The organism is Mycobacterium sp. IDUB_37 (genome assembly GCF_055419245.1).
The window spans coordinates 152,871-169,134 of the sequence record NZ_JBVAXG010000009.1 but is presented as its reverse complement, the minus strand read 5'-3'; the positions used below and the strand labels follow the sequence as shown (position 1 = coordinate 169,134).

At 65.6% G+C, this 16,264-nt stretch carries 13 protein-coding genes and 1 pseudogene; 7 read left to right on the top strand and 7 right to left on the bottom strand.

The window, feature by feature from the left end; genetic code table 11:
* Window positions 1–138 precede the first annotated feature (138 nt).
* Window positions 139–3,714 (top strand): cobaltochelatase subunit CobN, encoded by a 3,576-nt coding sequence (gene cobN, locus ACZY1I_RS25610; protein WP_463758994.1) that lies wholly within the window; start codon window positions 139–141, stop codon window positions 3,712–3,714.
* 17 nt (window positions 3,715–3,731) lie between these two features.
* Here the strand turns inward: cobN and ACZY1I_RS25605 are convergent, their stop codons facing one another.
* Genes ACZY1I_RS25605 through ACZY1I_RS25590 form a run of 4 tightly spaced genes read right to left on the bottom strand, consistent with a single transcriptional unit; the run spans window position 3,732 to window position 7,568 of the window.
* On the bottom strand, window positions 3,732–4,535 hold the full coding sequence (locus tag ACZY1I_RS25605) for an SDR family NAD(P)-dependent oxidoreductase (protein WP_463758989.1): 804 nt from the start codon (window positions 4,533–4,535) through the stop codon (window positions 3,732–3,734).
* A 15-nt stretch (window positions 4,536–4,550) separates the two neighbouring features.
* Window positions 4,551–5,198: a TetR/AcrR family transcriptional regulator gene (locus ACZY1I_RS25600; protein WP_463758987.1), complete on the bottom strand. Its 648-nt coding sequence runs from the start codon at window positions 5,196–5,198 to the stop codon at window positions 4,551–4,553.
* 4 nt (window positions 5,199–5,202) lie between these two features.
* On the bottom strand, window positions 5,203–6,348 hold the full coding sequence (locus ACZY1I_RS25595) for a sulfotransferase family protein (RefSeq protein ID WP_463758983.1): 1,146 nt from the start codon (window positions 6,346–6,348) through the stop codon (window positions 5,203–5,205).
* Window positions 6,345–7,568 carry a DUF1214 domain-containing protein gene (locus ACZY1I_RS25590; protein ID WP_463758980.1) on the bottom strand — a complete coding sequence of 408 codons (1,224 nt, stop codon included), beginning with the start codon at window positions 7,566–7,568 and terminating at the stop codon, window positions 6,345–6,347. The genes ACZY1I_RS25595 and ACZY1I_RS25590 overlap by 4 nt, the downstream gene beginning before the upstream one ends.
* 121 nt (window positions 7,569–7,689) lie before the next feature.
* On the opposite strand from ACZY1I_RS25590, the gene ACZY1I_RS25585 reads away from it, so the two are divergent.
* The gene (locus ACZY1I_RS25585; RefSeq protein ID WP_463758977.1) at window positions 7,690–8,076 is read left to right on the top strand and encodes a PPOX class F420-dependent oxidoreductase; all 387 of its coding nucleotides are present in this window, start codon (window positions 7,690–7,692) and stop codon (window positions 8,074–8,076) included.
* A gap of 8 nt (window positions 8,077–8,084) precedes the next feature.
* Window positions 8,085–8,948, top strand: coding sequence for a type 1 glutamine amidotransferase domain-containing protein (locus ACZY1I_RS25580; RefSeq protein ID WP_463758973.1), 864 nt, complete (start codon window positions 8,085–8,087; stop codon window positions 8,946–8,948).
* A 3-nt stretch (window positions 8,949–8,951) separates the two neighbouring features.
* On the opposite strand, the gene ACZY1I_RS25575 is transcribed toward ACZY1I_RS25580, so the two are convergent.
* Window positions 8,952–9,479 carry a hypothetical protein gene (locus tag ACZY1I_RS25575; protein WP_463758969.1) on the bottom strand — a complete coding sequence of 176 codons (528 nt, stop codon included), beginning with the start codon at window positions 9,477–9,479 and terminating at the stop codon, window positions 8,952–8,954.
* Complete coding sequence (locus tag ACZY1I_RS25570) at window positions 9,479–10,183, bottom strand: dienelactone hydrolase family protein (protein ID WP_463758967.1); 705 nt, start codon at window positions 10,181–10,183, stop codon at window positions 9,479–9,481. The genes ACZY1I_RS25575 and ACZY1I_RS25570 overlap by 1 nt, the downstream gene beginning before the upstream one ends.
* Before the next feature lie 72 nt (window positions 10,184–10,255).
* Here ACZY1I_RS25570 and ACZY1I_RS25565 point away from each other — a divergent pair, with 72 nt between their 5' ends.
* From ACZY1I_RS25565 to lnt, 3 genes and pseudogenes are all read left to right on the top strand, one after another.
* Window positions 10,256–10,813: an FxsA family protein gene (locus ACZY1I_RS25565; protein ID WP_463758965.1), complete on the top strand. Its 558-nt coding sequence runs from the start codon at window positions 10,256–10,258 to the stop codon at window positions 10,811–10,813.
* An 81-nt stretch (window positions 10,814–10,894) separates the two neighbouring features.
* Window positions 10,895–12,430 (top strand): amidohydrolase, encoded by a 1,536-nt coding sequence (locus ACZY1I_RS25560; RefSeq protein WP_463759305.1) that lies wholly within the window; start codon window positions 10,895–10,897, stop codon window positions 12,428–12,430.
* Window positions 12,431–12,587: 157 nt separating this feature from the next.
* Window positions 12,588–15,217: pseudogene (gene lnt / locus ACZY1I_RS25555) on the top strand (apolipoprotein N-acyltransferase).
* Between the two features lie 60 nt (window positions 15,218–15,277).
* Here the strand turns inward: lnt and rbpA are convergent.
* Entirely contained in the window at window positions 15,278–15,613 is a 336-nt protein-coding gene (rbpA, locus tag ACZY1I_RS25550) for an RNA polymerase-binding protein RbpA (RefSeq protein WP_463758962.1), read from the bottom strand.
* A gap of 197 nt (window positions 15,614–15,810) precedes the next feature.
* Between rbpA and ACZY1I_RS25545 the strand changes: the two genes are divergently transcribed.
* Entirely contained in the window at window positions 15,811–16,161 is a 351-nt protein-coding gene (locus ACZY1I_RS25545) for a hypothetical protein (protein WP_463758958.1), read from the top strand.
* The last annotated feature ends 103 nt before the right edge of the window (window positions 16,162–16,264 follow it).

Genomic DNA, 16,264 nt, shown 5'->3' with positions numbered 1-16,264 from the left:
ATTTGTACAAAACATGCGATTTGCTCAGCATTTGGACGGCGTCCATTAACGAACGGTCTGATCACCTCCCGGGACGCATACCTGCCTGGTTTCACCCCGCGATTCGGCGGGTGCGCGGCGCTGCGGTACGAATGGGAAGTGGCTGAGCCTACGATTTTGCTGCTGTCGACGTCCGATACGGACCTGATCAGCGCCCGTTCCACCGGCAAGAACTACCGCTGGGCCAACCCGTCGCGGTTGTCGGAGGTCGAACTGCCCGACCTGCTCGCCGAGGCCTCGATTGTCGTGGTGCGGATTCTCGGTGGCTACCGGGCCTGGGAGGACGGCATCGATACGGTGCTGGCCAGCGGCGTACCGGCCGTGCTGATCAGTGGCGAGCAAGCCGCCGACGCCGAGTTGACCCGGCTGTCGACGGTCGCGGCGGGTATCGCGGTGCAGACGCACATCTACCTGGCGCACGGCGGCATGGACAACCTGCGCCAACTGCACGCCTTCCTGTCCGACACCGTGCTGATGACCGGGTTCGGCTTCAGCCCGCCGGTGCAGACCCCCACCTGGGGTGTGCCGGAGCGAACCGACAGCGGAAATCCGGACGGGCCGACGATCGCGGTGCTCTACTACCGCGCCCAACAGTTGGCCGGCAACACCGCGTACGTCGAGGCGCTGTGTCAGGCGATCGAACAGGGGGGCGGTCGCGCCCTGCCGGTCTATTGCACATCGTTACGCACCGCCGAAGCCGAGTTGCTGAAAACTCTGCGACGCGCCGACGCCATGGTGGTCACGGTGCTGGCCGCCGGGGGAGCCAAACCCGCGGCCGCGTCCGCCGGCGGCGACGACGACAGCTGGAACGTGGAACATCTTGCGGCTCTGGATGTCCCGATTCTGCAGGGCCTGTGCCTGACCAGTCCACGAGATCAGTGGTACGCCAACGACGACGGCCTTTCCCCGCTCGACGTTGCCACCCAGGTCGCGGTGCCCGAGTTTGACGGCCGCATCATCACAGTTCCTTTCTCGTTCAAAGAGATTGACGACGACGGCCTGATTTCCTATGTTGCCGACCAAGAACGTTGTGCACGGGTGGCCGGGTTGGCGATCAGGCATGCCCAGCTGCGCAAGATCGCCCCGGCGGACAAGCGCGTGGCCCTGGTCTTCTCTGCCTATCCCACCAAGCACGCTCGGATCGGCAATGCCGTCGGCTTGGACACCCCGGCCAGCGCGGTGTCGTTGCTGCGCGACATGCGCGGGCGTGGCTATCAGATCGGCGACCTGCCGGGTGTCGATGCCGAGGACGGCGACGCCCTCGTCCACGCGCTGATCGAACGTGGCGGCCAGGACCCCGATTGGCTCACCGACGGGCAACTCGCCGGCAATCCCATCCGGGTCTCCGCCAAGGACTACCGGGACTGGTTCGCCACCCTGCCCGCCGAACTGACCGACGCGGTGACCCACCACTGGGGCCCGGCGCCCGGCGAATTGTTCGTCGACCGAAGCAACCACCCGGACGGCGAAATCGTCATCGCTGCAATCCAATCCGACAACGTCGTATTGATGGTCCAGCCGCCGCGCGGGTTCGGCGAGAACCCCGTCGCGATCTACCACGACCCGGATCTGCCACCCAGCCATCACTACCTGGCGGCCTACCACTGGCTCGACGCAGGGTTCAACGCGCATGCCGTCGTCCATCTGGGCAAGCACGGCAACCTGGAATGGTTGCCGGGCAAGACGCTGGGCATGTCGGCAGCCTGCGGGTCCGATGCGGCGCTGGGCAACTTGCCGCTGGTCTACCCGTTCCTGGTCAACGACCCCGGCGAGGGGACCCAGGCCAAGCGACGCGCGCACGCGGTGCTCGTCGATCACCTCATCCCACCGATGGCTCGCGCCGAAACCTACGGCGATATTGCCCGTTTGGAGCAACTGCTTGACGAACACGCCAACGTCGCGGCACTGGACCCCGGCAAGCTGCCTGCGATTCGCCAGCAGATCTGGACGCTGATCCGGGCGGCCAAGATGGACCACGACCTGGGCCTGACTGAACGTCCTGAAGAGGACACGTTCGACGACATGCTGCTGCACGTCGATGGCTGGTTGTGTGAGATCAAAGACGTCCAGATCCGCGACGGGCTGCACATCTTGGGCCAAAAGCCAACGGGAGAAGTCGAACTGGACCTGGTACTCGCCATCCTGCGGGCTCGCCAGTTGTTCGCCGGCGAACTTGCCCTGCCGGGTCTGCGGCAGGCACTCGGATTGGCCGAGGACGGCACCGACGAACGGACGTCGGTGGACCGGGCCGAGGCGGCAGCCCGCGAGTTGGTCGCGGCACTGCAAGCCAGTGGTTGGGACCCTGACGCCGCCGACCGGATCACCGAAAACGCCGATGTCGCAGCCGTATTGCGGTTTGCCGCCACCGAGGTAGTGCCGCGTCTGGCTGGCACTGCCGGCGAAATCGATCAGGTGCTGCGGGCGCTGGACGGCCGGTTCATCCCGGCCGGGCCATCGGGTTCCCCGCTTCGCGGTCTGGTCAACGTGCTGCCCACCGGACGTAACTTCTACTCCGTCGACCCCAAGGCGGTGCCGTCCCGGCTGGCCTGGGAAGCCGGTGTGGCACTGGCAGATTCGCTGCTGGATCGCTACCGGGGCGACCACGGGCAGTGGCCGCAGTCGGTAGGTCTGTCGGTGTGGGGGACCTCGGCGATGCGCACCTCCGGTGACGACATCGCCGAAGTGTTGGCCCTGCTCGGTGTGCGACCGGTCTGGGATGACGCGTCGCGACGAGTGGTCGACCTGGCGTCGATCCCGTTGGAAGAGTTGGGCAGGCCCCGCATCGACGTGACCGTGCGCATCTCCGGATTCTTCCGCGACGCATTCCCGCACGTGGTGACTATGCTCGATGACGCGGTGCGTCTGGTCGCCGAGTTGGACGAGTCCGACGACGACAACTACGTGCGGGCACACGCACAAGCGGACCTCGCCCAGCATGGTGACCAACGACGCTCCACGACAAGGATCTTCGGATCAAAGCCGGGCACCTACGGCGCCGGACTGCTGCAGCTGATCGACAGTCGCAACTGGCGCGACGATGCCGACCTCGCGCAGGTCTATACCGCCTGGGGAGGGTTCGCCTACGGCCGTGGATTGGAAGGCCGCGAAGCCGTCGACGACATGAACCGCCAGTACCGGCGAATCGCTGTGGCCGCCAAGAACACCGACACCCGCGAGCACGACATCGCCGACTCAGACGACTATTTCCAGTACCACGGCGGCATGGTTGCCACCGTGCGGGCGCTGACCGGGCAGGCACCGGCCGCCTACATCGGCGACAACACCCGGCCTGACGCCATCCGCACCCGGACATTGTCGGAAGAAACCACCAGGGTATTCCGGTCTCGGGTGGTCAACCCGCGCTGGATGTCCGCGATGCGCCGGCACGGCTATAAGGGCGCATTCGAGATGGCGGCGACGGTCGACTACCTCTTCGGCTACGACGCCACCGCCGGGGTGATGGCCGACTGGATGTATGAACAACTCTCCGAGCGTTACGTGTTGGACCCCGAGAACCGCAAGTTCATGACGGAGTCCAATCCGTGGGCGCTGCACGGCATGGCCGAGCGATTGCTGGAAGCCGCCGGCCGCGGGATGTGGGCCGAGCCGCAACAGGACACCCTGGACGGATTGCGTCAGACGCTGCTGGAAACCGAGGGCGACCTAGAGGGCTAGTTCCTCCGCTCGCCGTGCTAGATGAAGTCAGAGCCGCCGTCCACGTTGACCGTCGCGCCGGTCACGTAGCCGTTGCGCCGGGACGCCAGGTACGCGGTGATCGACGCGACCTCTTCCGGTAATCCGGCACGCCCCAAATCGCAGGGCTGGTGAAAGTTGTTGTCGATCCACGTCATCACATCGCGCGGATCGGTGGCGTCCAGGCCGTCGGCGGCCAGGATGTCCTTGAGCACCTCGGTGAAGCTGGCCGTCACAATTGTTCCCGGACAGATGCAGTTGACCAGAATGCCATCCACCGCAAGGCTTTTCGACAGGTTTTTGGTGATGCTCGCCAGCGCCGCCTTCGATGCGGTGTAGGCGACGATGCGTGGATTCTGGCGCTGAATGGAATGTGCCGACAGGGTCACAATGCGGGCCCAGTCCGCCGCGCGCAGCTGGGGGAGCGCGGCTCGGATCGACCGCACCGCCGACATCGTCCCGACCGAGAACGCCGCGTCCCAGTCAGAATCCGCCATTTGCTCGAAATACCCGTCACCCGGTCCGATGGTGTGGACCAGGGAATTGAGTCGTCCCCACCGCTCGGCAACCTGGGCGAACCCGGCCGCGATGGATTCGGCATCGGACATATCCACGCTGATCCCCACGGCATCCGGGGCACCGGCGTCGCGCAGCGACACCACGGCAGCGTCGAGCGCCTCCTGCCCCCTGGCCATCACCGCGACGCTCGCACCTTCGGCCGCAAGGGTTTCGGCAATGGCCAGACCCATGCCCTTACTGCCACCCGTCACCACGGCCGTCGCTTCACCGAAACCCAAATCCATCGAGCACCTCCTTAGTCAGTCAGAACAAACCTGCCAGATCACATCCGCTGCCACACCCAACGCCCGCAGGCAGAACCACAGCATGCGCTCGCGGATCTCCGCGCGGTCGCAGTCACCGCGTGTCCAGTGCCGGTCAATGCCCGACCACACCACGCCGTGGATGAACTGGGCGTCGGTCAGCGGGTCGATGTGATCGAAAGTTCCGCGCTGCACGCCGCGTTCGAGCGCTTCCACGAGCGGTTCGAGCATCGCGGTGTAGGCGGGCTGAACCAGATTGGGGGAGGCCAATGTTTGTGACTGCGCCTCCAATGACAGGCGCCGCAGGTCGGATCGGACACTATTGTCGAACGCCAAATCAAGCCGGCCATCGATCCACGCCACGACCGCGTCGATTTCCGTTGCGGCCGTACTCATTCGATGCCGAAGCCGCTCTGTCTCGACGCGGGCACCGGCCAGGAATACCGCGGCTACCAGCTCGTCTTTGGAATCGAAGTGCCGATAGAACGCGCGGGTGCCCAGACCTGCGCGCTCGAGAACCGCGGAGATGCTGAAGCCTCGGATTCCCTGCTCTTGCAGCGTCGCCGACGCGGCGGCGAGGATCTCGCGGCGCACATCGGGGTCCGGGGCCAGCTTTTCACGCCGCCGGGTGCGGGGGGCGCTCATTCGATCAAGCTGTTGCATCGTAGGTAGCGAGGTAATCCGCGAACCGCGCGCGAACACCGTCGGATGTCAGGCCGTAGTCGGCCAGATCGTAGTCGTGTGCACCACGCGAACCCGGTTGGTGACCTTCGGCCCACCGTTTGACCGAGTTCAGGGTGTCATCGGTGAACGTCAGCCCCAGAGTTTCGTAGCTACTTTGCAGAGTGGCAACGGGATTGGACTGCAACTCGGCGAACGACACATCCGCGAATCGATCGTTGCCCACCCTGGCGCGGAAGTCCATCGCCCGCCGAACAGCTTCCGCCCAGCTGTCGACCTGCTCGGCGCCGAGTTCGTCGGCGTCGTTGCGGTCGCTGCTCCAACTGCGCACGTAGTGGATCAGACTGCACACCGACCCCATCACTTTGGCCGGATCACGGTGACTCCAAAGGAATTTGGCATTCGGGTACGCCTCGACCAGTGCGTCGAGTGCGAACATGTGCACTGGCGTCTTGAGATGCCACAGATTCGGCGGGCAATGCCATTGCAGCAGTTTGAGGACCCGGCGGTGGAAGGTGTACGTCTCGCGCATGTCGCAATCCATCAGCCAAGCCAGATACGCAGGTGCTCGTACCGCGCCGTCGAAGTGAAATGTCCGGAAGCTCATGCCCATCAGGTCTTGGCATTCCGTCGGGGCCGTCGCCTCGGAGTTGTAGAGCGTCTTCATCAACGGGAACATGTCATCGAGCATCTTCAGGCCGGCCTCGGCCTGCGCGATTCGCGGATCATCGTGCTGGGTAGCCGATTCCGGCGGCGGAACAGGTGCCTGCGACTCCCACATCCGTAACGACCGGAACTGCGGATCGGCAGCCACCAGTTGGCTCAGTGCGGTGGTGCCGGTGCGAGGCAGTCCGATGACGAAGACCGGGCCGCCGACAACCTCGTCGTCGATCTCCGGGTGCTTGCTGTAGGTGTCTTCGATCTTCAGACGTTGGATCAGCGCGTTGCTGATGGTGGCATGCTGAATGACGCTGCCCAGCTCGTTGAGATCGGCTTCGGTGTTCAGCGCGTCGACTATGCGTTCCAGCCCCTCCCGGTAGTGGGGCGAGCCGAAATTCTCCAGACCCGTTGCGGCGCAGGCGCCTTCTTCCAACTCGGCCGCACTGAATGTCATCGTCCGAACCTTTCTCGTACGGCCTCGCGCCGCGCTGCAACAATGGATGACCGCCGCTCCGGGGTGACCAGTGCGGTATCGGCAGGTAGGGCGCCGAGCACGTCATCGATCGGCACAACCCGCGTCGTCGGTGTCGGCGCGGTCTTGGTCCGCACGCAGCGCAGAATGATCGGACCGTTGCTGTGGCCGGCGGTGTCGAGCCAATTCGCAACGCCGGGGTCATCCGCGGACACCACCACGCGCACCAAGCCGTCGGAATCCACCACCGCTTGATGGGCGTTCAGACTGGACTGGTGACGACCGTAATGAATCGTTTCCCACCAGGGGTTGCCGATCGAGAAACTCCAGTAGATGCCTTCTGGCGGTTCGACTTCGAGGATAAGCGCCTCGCCCGGTTGCAGCTGCCACCGGCCGATCACCGGTCGGTTCTCCGCGGCCGCCCCCATGTCGCTGCGATCGATTGGCGGCAGGAATCCGTTGCTGGGTGCCGCGGCGCCGAACTGCAGGAAAAATGCCAGATTATCCTGAACGAAGTCACCGAGGGCTACCAGCTGTCGTGACAGTGCCGCGCCCGCATCGACCGGGCCACTTTCGCTGACGACCGGATCACCGATCCTTTCGATCCGCAGCGACGACACCACCTCGGTATCCCAGTCGTAGAAGAAGTGCCGCACGGTCAGCGTGGGGTGGTCACCCTCGATCCGCATCCAGTTGCCAGCCTGCTGCTCGGCGGACAACACGACCTCGAAGTTTCCGTCGGCATCCACCTCGAGTTCGTCCACCAGGGCGTTGGCGGTCGCCGCGATCCCGTTCATCGTCTGCAGACCCACGTAGCGTGCCGAGCCGCGATTTCCGAACAGCCGGTAGCTCTCGCCGCCGCGCAGCACCGCGCGGGTGTAGACACAGTCCGGGCACTCCATGCCCCAGGTCACGATGTCATCGGTGCTGGTCTGCTGCACCCGCAGCACGGGGTCGGTGTCGAAACGCAGCACCTCGTCGATGCCGGCGGTGAGCAGAACGAGCAGGTGCCGCACGCCCGAGGTCAGGTCGGCGCGATTCCTGTTGGCCGGGGCGCTCGCGACGGCCTTTGCGGCGTCACGCAGGCCGTCCAGGAGCTGCCCCCACGCCGGCGCGAGGTCGAGTGCGGCGCCGGTTTCTGACAGCGCCGCCTCGGCAATCGAGAACGGCAACCAAGCCGCCGACTTCTGCGGGTCGCCCACGTCGGATCCTCGCTTCCGTGCGTCCTTAAATGAAAATATTATTTTCACTTAACGTAGGACGACTATCGCAGTCCATCGCGGGAAATGTCAACGGAGGCTTGTGAGCGCTAGGTTGGCAACCGTGACACCCACGTACGCCGACCTGGCCAAAGCGCAATACATCCTGCTGACCACCTTCACCAAGGATGGCCGGCCCAAGCCGGTTCCGATCTGGGCCGCCGCTGACGGTGACCGACTGTTGGTCATCACTCAGGAAAAGTCATGGAAGGTCAAGCGGATTCGCAACACGCCCCGGGTGACCCTGGCCATCTGCGACATGCGCGGCAACGCAAAAAGTGAAGCCGTCGAGGGCACTGCGGCCATCCTGGACAAGTCGAAAACCGCTGCCGTCTACGACGCGATCGGCAAGCGCTACGGCATCATCGGCAAGGTCTTCAACATCTTCAGCAAGCTGCGTGGCGGCATGGAAAACAATGTCGGCCTCGAACTGCGGGTAACCGCGGCCTGACGCCCGCCATGGCAACCATCCTGATCCCGATCCCGGACCGAGACTTCGACCCGACCGAGGTCGCGGTGAGCTGGCGCGTTCTCGTCGACGACGGGCACAAGGTCATCTTCGCCACCGAGAGCGGCAACGCCGGCGTTGCTGACGACATCATGGTCACCGGCCGCGGTCTCGACGTGTGGTCCGCGTTGCCGGTTTTCAAGGTCATTCCGCTGGTGGGTCTGATGTTGCGGGCCAATAAGGACGCCCGGCGTGCGTACGGCGAAGTGGTGCAATCGCCCGAGTTCCGGCACCCGGTCAGCTGGTCTGAGGCCACCCTCGACGGCATCGATGCACTGCTGCTGCCCGGCGGCCATCGGGCCCGCGGCATGCGCAGCTACATCGACAGCGACATCTTGCAGCGACTGGTGGTGGCGGCCTTCACGAGCGGGGTGACTGTCGCCGCCATCTGCCACGGGGTGCTACTCGCCGCTCGCAGCGTCGACCCCGCTACCGGCCATTCGGTGCTCTATGGGCACAAGACCACGTCGTTGACCTGGGCGCTGGAGCGCACCGCCTGGCAGCTCACCCGCGTCACCCGGTTCTGGGATCGTGACTACTACCGCACCTATACCGAGGAACCCGGCCAGGGCCGTGGATACATGTCGGTTCAATCCGAGGTCACTCGCGCGCTCGAGAGTCCGACCGATTTCTGCGACGTCGAACGCGGCTCACCGCATTGGTTGCTGAAGAGTTCCGGCATGGTGCGCGACACCGCGACCGAGCCGAAGCCGGCATTCGTTGTCGACGACGGCAGCTACCTGTCGGCGCGCTGGCCCGGAGACACGCACACTTTTGCGAAAATCCTTTCGGCGAAACTGAATTCGGCAAGCTAGCGACTATTGCCCGGTCGCTGCACCGTAGCTTTGCCACCACTGGTAGAGATCGTCGAGGCTCGGTCCGCCGTTGACCGTCGCCAACAGCAGCTGGGAGTCGCGGGTCCAGGCGATATCGGACTGATCTTCGACGCTGCCGCACACGATCTTGCCGCCGGGAATGCCGAGGTTCGGTCCGTAATTCCAGGTGCCGGGCGACCCATTGTCACCGGGGCAGGCCGAAACCGACATGCCGGCGACAATGGCGTAGAAGTCGGCTGTCAACGCATCCGAGTTGTTGTACAGCGTGAAACGGGCGTAGTCCGGAGTGTCGGTGTTTCTGTCGTCCGTGCAATCCAGGCTCGCGATCGAGTTCTCGAACCCGTTGGTGGCTGGAGTGCAGGCGCTGGCGTGATAGCCGGGTGGCAACAGCCCAAGGAGATGTTGTTCGGCAGGGGAGAACTGCCCCGGCTCCGCTGCTGCGACGCCCATCGCGTTGACCGCCAGCACAACCGCGAAAGTGCAACAGGCCACGATCGAGCGAATACGCATCAATTGCTCCCGGAGCCCAGGTGCTCACCGAAGAACGCAAAAACGCGACGCCAGGCATCATCGGCGACAGCTTCGTCGTAGCCAAATCCGGTGATACGCAGCAGCGGCTGCCCGGGCAGCTTGTTGGCGAAGCTGTGTCCGGCGCCCGCGTAGGACTTGACGTCGGCGGTGATCTGTTTGGCCTCGGTCACCTTGCGCAGCTTGTTGGGCGCGCCCACACCCAGCGGATCCCGGCTACCGAAGCTGGCCACAATGGGGCACGCGCCGTCCAAGATCTCATTGAGATTCCGCGGCAACGGGGTGCCGTAGAACGGTGCAGAGGCCCCAAAACCATGGGACGACAAGACAAGTGCGAATTGGCCGCCCATACAGAATCCCGCGATGCCCACCTGTCCAGAGCACTCGGGCATTGCCAGCAGATGTTCGCGCGCAGCCAGCACGTCATCGATCGAGCGACCCCGGGTCGTCATCACCTCGCGAATCACCCTGGTAATGCATCGGGCGCGGCCGCCCCGCGCGTACAGATTCGGGGTGAGCGCCACGTAGCCTGCCCGGGCGATGCGCTGTGACACGGCCTCGTTATCGGGCGCGTAGCCGATCGCATCGTGGACCACGACCACACCCGGCCACGGCCCTTCCCCGGTAGGGATACTCAGCAGCGCGTCAATCGGCCCGGCGGGGGTGTCGATCTCAATCGTCGTCATAGCGTCATCTAACTGCAGCCACGCCGCGACCGGCAGAGGAACTCTGGGATGCGACGCAGACGTTGGCATCTCATGTTAGGACGGCTATTTCTCACTTACGCCGTCGTCGAGCTCATGGTGACTGTCGGGCTGGCGGCGACTATCGGCGTCGGCTGGACCGTATTGCTCCTGCTGGGCACGTTCGTGGTGGGCTTGGGTATCGGCGCCCCGATGGGCGGTTTGCAGCTCAGCCGGCAGTTCAGCGCGCTGCGGGCGGGTGCGGGCGAACCGCGCAGCGCGCTCAGCGACGGCGCGCTGACCGCCCTGGCCACCGGTTTGGTGGTCGTTCCCGGCCTGGCCACCACCGTGCTGGGGCTGCTGCTCCTGGTGCCACCGATCCGTGCCGCCGCACGTCCCGCGCTGACGGCGGTCGCGATGCGTGGATTACTGCGGGGCGTCCCGCTGACCGGTGCGGACTCAGCGCGTCTGGATGATGCCTTTGATCGCGGGAAGTCGCCCGACGGTCGTGATTACATCGACGGCGAAGTGATCGACGTCCGCGAAGGATGGGACCACCACGAGCCGCAGACGCTGCCCCGGGCCCCGATCGCCTATGAGCCGCCCGTGCGGCCACGCTCACGCACCATCTAGTTTTTCCGTGTGACGCAGAAATCCACCAGGTTGCTGGTGAACGGCCGGGTGCACAGCCCGACCCATCCCGACGCCACCGCGATGGCGGTACGTGGCGATGTCGTCGCCTGGCTCGGTAGCGACGACGTTGGCCGCAGCCAATTTCCCGACGCCGACGTGCAGGATCTCCACGGCGCTTTCGTGGCGCCGGGATTCGTCGACAGCCATATTCATCTGAGCGCGACCGGTCTGGCGATCAGCGGCTTGGATCTGAGGGGCGCCACCTCGCGCACGCAGTGTCTGCGATTGGTCGCCGACTATGCGGCCGCCCACCCGGCTCGTCCGGTGTGGGGTCACGGATGGGACGAGTCGGCGTGGCCCGACAACACCCCACCCGGTACCGCCGAGTTGGATGCGGTGCTGGGTGATCGGCCCGCCTACCTGGCCCGCGTCGACGTGCACTCCGCCCTGGCGTCCTCCGGCCTGCGACGGCTGGTGCCGGCCCTGGCGGCATCCGATGGATTCTCGGCCGAGCTTCCATTGACCGGCGAGGCCCATCACCGGGCCCGCGCCGTCGCGCGCGGCCTGCTGACCGACGGTCAACTCGCCGAAGCTCGCGTCGACGCCGTGCGGGCCTTGGCCGCTGCGGGCATCGTCGCGGTACACGAATGCGCGGGTCCAGAGATCGGCGGCCTGGACGACTGGTTACACGTGGCCGCCCTCGATCACGGCGTCGAGGTGATCGGCTACTGGGGTGAGGCGGTGACCACCTCGGCGCAGGCCCGCAAGTTGATGGCCGATACCGGGGCACGTGGCCTGGCCGGTGACCTGTTCGTCGACGGGGCCCTGGGCTCGCACACCGCCTGGCTGCACGAACCGTATGCCGATGCACCCGACTGCGTCGGCACCCGACATCTGGAACCCGACGCTGTCGAAGCGCACATCCGCGCCTGTAGCGAGGCCGAAGTGACCGCCGGCTTTCACGTCATCGGCGATGCCGCGGTGTCCGCGGTGGTCGATGCCTTCGAACGAGTTGTAGACGACCTCGGCGTGACCGCGGTCGCCCGCTGCGGGCATCGCCTCGAGCACTTGGAGATGGTCACCGCTGATCAGGCCACCAAGTTGGGGTCGTGGGGAGTCATCGCCAGCGTGCAGCCCAATTTCGACGCCTTGTGGGGCGGTGTAAACGGTATGTACGCGCAGCGTCTGGGTCCGAACCGAGGTTGCCGGCTCAACCCACTTGCGCTGTTAGCATCCCAAGGCGTGCCACTCGCTTTTGGTTCTGACGCCCCGGTCACCGGTTTTGAGCCGTGGGCCAGTGTGCGCGCCGCGATGCACCATCGCACCCCGGGCAGCGGGGTGTCGGCCCGCGCGGCTTTCGCTGCCGCGACGCGCGGTGGCTGGCGCGCCGGCGGCATCCGCGACGGCATCGCCGGAACACTGGTCCCGGGCGCGCCGGCATCTTACGCGGTGTGGGACGCGGGCCACCTCGATGTCAGCGCACCCAACGATGCGGTTCAGCGCTGGTCCACCGACCCGCGTTCCCGGGTGCCTGCGCTGCCGCGCCTGGACGCCTCCGACGCGCTCCCGCGGTGCCGTCAAACTGTGCATCGGGGTGCAGTGATCCATGGCGAGTGAAGACGACGAGCAGCCGGTAGACGCGGCAGAGCTCACCGAACAGCAAACTCCCGATGAGTTGCCGAGCGAAGCTGCAGGAGATTTGCCAGCAACATCCGAGGAGGCTCTGGAAGGGTCGGTGACACCTGAGCCCGCCGGTCCGAGCGTCGCAACGCGGCTGGGCGCCCGCCTGGCAACGTGGCCACCGGCGGTGTGGGCGGCGCTGCGTCCGCGGTTGACGCGCCTGGTGCTGGTGCTGCTCGCCGGTTGGCTGATGTACGCGAGCTTTCCGCCCATCAATTGGTGGTGGGCCGCCGTCATCTCCATCGCTTTATTGAGCTGGGTGCTGATGCATCCGGCCACCACCCCTGCCGGCGGGCTGGGCTACGGCTTCCTGTTCGGCCTCGCGTTCTACGTGCCGCTACTGCCATGGATCAGCACGCTGGTCGGTACCGTGCCCTGGCTGGTCCTGGGGGCGGTGTGTGCGCTTTATCCCGCGCTGTTCGGTGTGCTCGCGGTAGTCGTGCGACGGGTACCGGGCTGGCCGATCTGGTTCGCGGTGCTCTGGGGCGCCCAGGAATGGTTCAAATCCAGCTTCCCGTTCGGCGGCTTTCCCTGGGGATGCGTCGCGTTCGGCCAGTCGGCGGGTCCGCTGCTGCCGTTGGTCCAGCTCGGCGGGGTGGCGCTGTTGTCGACTGCGGTGGTGCTGGTGGGCACCAGTTGTGCTGCGATCGTGGGCGAGATCGTGAAATGGCTTCGCGTCGGTGGCGCCGCAACCCGTCACGCTGACGCCGAAGAGGGCTCAGAAGGCGTCGAAGCAGCTAAGCCACCCGCGGTGTTGCTGCCCGGCGTCAGCATCTGTCTGGTCCTGTTGGCAGCCATTCTGGTCTGGCCGCAGGTGCGGCATTCGGGGGCCGGCTCCGGTGGCGAACCGACCATCACCGTCGCGGTGGTGCAGGGCAATGTGCCCCGGCTTGGACTTGAATTCAACGCACAGCGGCGCGCTGTGCTGGACAACCACGTCAGTCAGACACTGCGACTGTCTGAGGACATCCGGGCCGGCGCCGCCCCGCAACCCCAATTCGTGTTGTGGCCGGAAGATTCGTCGGACGTCGATCCGCTCACCAACCCCGACGCCGCCCAGCAGATCTCGAAGGCTGCGCAGGCGGTCGGGGCACCGATCCTCATCGGCACCGTGCTCGACGTGCCGGGCCGGATGCGCGATACGCCGGAATACACCAACACGATGATCGTGTGGAATCCCGGGACCGGGCCTGCCGACCGGCACCATAAGGCGATCGTGCAGCCGTTCGGCGAATACCTGCCGATGCCGTGGCTGTTCAGTCATCTGTCCGGTTACGCCGACCGTGCCGGCCACTTCGTGCCCGTGCCGGGAACGGCGGTGGTGCGTATCGCCGGTGTGCCGGTCGGGGTGTCCACCTGCTGGGAGGTGGTCTTCGACCGCGCGCCGCGCAACGCGGTCCTCAACGGCGCGCAGCTGTTGACCGTGCCCAGCAACAACGCCACGTTCACCAAGACGATGAGCGAGCAGCAACTGGCCTTCGCCCGCGTCCGCGCCGTCGAACATGACCGCTTTGTCTTGGTCGCCGGCACCACCGGAATCAGCGCGGTGATCGCTCCGGACGGCGCTGAGCTGCGGCGGACCGACTTCTTCGTGCCCGATTATCTAGACGCCCAGGTGCGTCTCAAGACCAGTCTGACGCCGGCAACGCGCTGGGGTCCGATCGTGCAGTGGACCCTTGTCGCAGCGGCGGGAATCCTCATTTTGGTCGCAATACGGCACAATGGTTGGTTCCCGCGTCCGACGCGGCGGCGGTCCGGGCACATCGATGACACTGACGACTCCGATGTCCCCCCGGCCGAATCTGAGGACGACTCAGAGACTCTGAATGACTTAGAGCCTGCGAATGACGACGTAGAGACTGCGAACGAATCCCCGTCCGGCGAGGGCGGAAATACCCACACCGGGCGAAATGAAGGAGCTACATGACCACCGGCCACCCTGCGTCCGAGGTCCCGGGCAAGAATCCCAGCCAGCGTGTCCTGGTCATCATTCCCACCTACAACGAGCTGGAAAACCTGCCGCTGATCCACCGGCGTGTCACGCAAGCCTGCCCCGACGTGCACATCCTCGTCGTCGACGACGACAGTCCGGATGGCACGGGGCGACTTGCCGACGAGTTGGTCGCGGCCGACTCCGGGCGTACCCACGTGCTGCACCGAACCGGCGAGAAAGGTCTCGGGGCGGCCTACGTCGAGGGTTTCGGCTGGGGTCTGAGTCGCGGCTACACGGTGTTGGTCGAGATGGACGCCGACGGCAGCCATGCGCCCGAACAGCTGTACCGCTTGTTGGAGGCGGTCGACGCCGGAGCCGACCTCGCGATCGGCTCGCGCTACGTCCACGGTGGTGCCGTGCGTAACTGGCCCTGGCGGCGGCTGGCCCTGTCTAAAACGGCCAACACCTATGCGCGCCTGATACTCGGCATCGGCGTTCACGACATCACCGCCGGCTACCGCGCCTACCGTCGCGAAGTGCTCGAGACCATCGATCTGGATACCGTCGACTCGAAGGGCTACATCTTCCAGGTCGAGATGACGCTGCGCAGCATCAACACCGGCTTCATCGTCGTCGAGGTGCCGATCACCTTCACCGAGCGGGAGATCGGCGTGTCAAAGATGAGCGGATCCAACATCCGCGAGGGCCTGACCAAGGTCACCCGGTGGGGCCTCAAGGGCCGCTTCGAGGGCCGCAAGAACCGGCGCAACCGCGCCGGCGCGCACACCTAGAGCCACCGGCGATCGCAAGCGCGGCGGAGCCGGGCGCAGCGGGTCGACCAGAACCTGCGATCAGCTGCGGCGGCGCGACCGGATGAGGTCGAGGCGCTCCTTGAGCAGTTCCTCGAGCTCCTCCACGGAGCGACGCTCCAGCAGCATGTCCCAGTGCGTGCGCGGCGGCTTGACTTTCTTCGGCTCGGGCAGGTTGCCCTCGATCAGCGTGCCTTCCATGCCGTTGCGGCACAGCCAGGTGCCGGGAATCTCGGCGTCGTCGGCAAATGGAACCTCGAACTCCTCGCCGTTCTCGGTGCGATAACGCGCGAGCTGGCGGGGTGCGAGGTCGTGGTTGCGGTCGGTCTCGTAGCTCACGGCTCCGAGGCGACTGCCTCGTAGGACACGATCAGCCATTAGTGCTGCTCCTTTAGGGTTCCGGCGAGCTTCTGACGCTGCCGTACTGCAGTTCTCATGAGTCTGTTGTTAAGTAAACGTTAAGACCGTTCACCTGAGTTCCCGGTTCCGCTCGGTTGTTTTCGGCCGTGCGCTGCCGCGACGCGAATACCCATGATACCGGGATCACGCCGGGGATCCGACTAAAGTCTGCAGGCGTGAGTCGTCGGGTTCGGCCCCAGCCATGTCGTTGGTGCGGTCGTGATGTGTCCGATGCCGGAATGGGGCGTCGTCGCCAGTATTGCCGGCAGTCGTGTCGCCAGCGGGCCTATGAGCAGCGGGCCATGATCGCGCGAGGAGAGTCGGGGGCTTTGGCGCCCGACGCGGTCGTGCTGTCGGCTGAGGAGGCCGCCGACCTCTCCGATCGGGTCTATCAGGTCCGATGCGCGGCCGAGGACGTTGCTACCGCATTGGATGAAGGCGCAGGAGCAAGCGAACTCCGCGAGCTGTGTGACCAACTGCTGCATGCGGCCCGGACTGCGGACGGCTGGCGCCGGGTGGGCGTCTGAGCGGCGCTCGGGTACTCCCGATTTGCCGTGGAGGTACAGTCACGCCAGGCGGCTGACCAGGTGTACAAGGGAGTACTGAGGGCATTTGACGCGCCGCGGATCC